The organism is Autumnicola tepida, assembly GCF_031846485.1.
Classification (GTDB): Bacteria; Bacteroidota; Bacteroidia; order Flavobacteriales; family Flavobacteriaceae; genus Autumnicola; species Autumnicola tepida.
This window is the reverse complement of record NZ_JAVRHQ010000085.1, coordinates 1-905: the sequence shown is the minus strand read 5'-3', so window position 1 is coordinate 905 and position 905 is coordinate 1. Positions and strand designations below refer to the sequence as shown.

The window sequence follows — 905 nt, the reverse complement described above, 5'->3', positions numbered from 1 at the left end:
CCGTTCTATGCAATTTTTTAAATAAAGTTTTCTGCTAAAAAGTTCTATTATTGAGAACTTTAATTATCTTTGTTTAAGATTCTATCAAATGAAAAGAATAGTTGCAAAAAGTACATTACGAAAATTCTGGAAAAAACATTCTGATTCAGAACAGTATTTAAAAACCTGGTACGAAACAGCAAAAAGTTCTAATTGGAGTTCTCCAAATGATATAAAGAAAACTTATATAAATGCTAGCATCTTAAAAGATAGTAGAGTTGTGTTCAACATTAAAGGAAACTCATATAGATTAGTAGTAAAATTTAATTACGAAAGACAATGGGCTTTTATACGATTTGTTGGAACACACCCAGAATATGATAAAATAGATGCTGACACAATTTAAAATTTAGAGCTATGAATATAAAACCTTTAAAAAACGAACAAGATTACGAGAAAGCTTTAGAAAGGCTTGAGGTAATATTTGATGCGCCAATAAATTCAAAAGAAGGAGATGAGGCAGAGATACTTTCAATGTTAATCGACAACTACGAAAATGAACATTATCCAATAGATGCTCCAGATCCAATTGAAGCTATAAAAATCAGAATGGAAGAAATGAATCTAAAACAAAAAGATTTAGTTGGAGTAATTGGAGGAAAAAGTAGAGTTTCGGAAATCTTGAATAAAAAGAAACGATTAACAGTAGATATGATTAGAGAACTTGAACGAATTTTACATATATCTGCTTCTGTTTTGGTAACTAATTACCAGTTGACGAAATAAAAAACAGCATAGAACAACGCATATTCGCAATTATGGCCATTTCAAATAAAATAGTAATTTAGAACCTAAGAAAATAAAATCGTAGCGGACTAATCCGTTGACCAAATACCACAACTGCGAATATACGAGACCGTTACCAA

General features: G+C 29.8%; 2 protein-coding genes. Both read left to right on the top strand.

The window, feature by feature from the left end:
• Nucleotides 1-88: 88 nt before the first annotated feature.
• Nucleotides 89-385, top strand: a complete 297-nt coding sequence (locus RM553_RS19490; RefSeq protein WP_311536634.1) for a type II toxin-antitoxin system HigB family toxin — start codon at nucleotides 89-91, stop codon at nucleotides 383-385.
• Between the two features lie 11 nt (nucleotides 386-396).
• A complete protein-coding gene (locus tag RM553_RS19485; RefSeq protein ID WP_311536633.1) occupies nucleotides 397-765 on the top strand; it encodes a helix-turn-helix domain-containing protein in 369 nt (122 codons plus the stop codon).
• The last annotated feature ends 140 nt before the right edge of the window (nucleotides 766-905 follow it).

What these genes read in the sequence shown, in the direction of transcription:
- RM553_RS19485 (WP_311536633.1), top strand. Translation starts at nt 397, where the DNA reads ATGAATATAAAACCTTTAAAAAACGAACAAGATTACGAGAAAGCTTTA.
- RM553_RS19490 (WP_311536634.1), top strand. Translation starts at nt 89, where the DNA reads ATGAAAAGAATAGTTGCAAAAAGTACATTACGAAAATTCTGGAAAAAA.